The sequence below is a fragment of the Sagittula salina genome (assembly GCF_017813235.1).
Classification (GTDB): Bacteria; Pseudomonadota; Alphaproteobacteria; order Rhodobacterales; family Rhodobacteraceae; genus Sagittula; species Sagittula salina.
The window spans coordinates 1-264 of record NZ_JAGISH010000063.1; the positions used below are offsets into that span (position 1 = coordinate 1).

Annotated in this window: 1 protein-coding gene; it reads left to right on the forward strand. The window is 59.5% G+C overall.

Annotated features, from left to right (window positions below; genetic code table 11):
• Positions 1 to 264 (forward strand): amidohydrolase family protein (locus tag J5474_RS22570; protein ID WP_209364263.1); only part of this gene is annotated, 264 nt, incomplete at both ends.

Genomic DNA, 264 nt, shown 5'->3' on the forward strand with positions numbered 1-264 from the left:
CGGCGAGAACCCTGCGCGGGTGTATGGCAACACGCGCATGGACTCGGCGTATGATTTCCGCCGGGCATACACCGAGGGCAAGCACCTCAAGGACGCGCAGGACCGGTGGTGCGCCGATCCCAAGTCGCAAAAAGAGCCCTTGCCCACGTCGCTCGAATGGGAGGCGCTCGCAGATGTCATTCGAGGCAACGTCAAGGTAAACATTCACTGCTACGAGACGACCGACCTCAACTCGATGGTGCGCATCTCGAACGAGTTTCAATT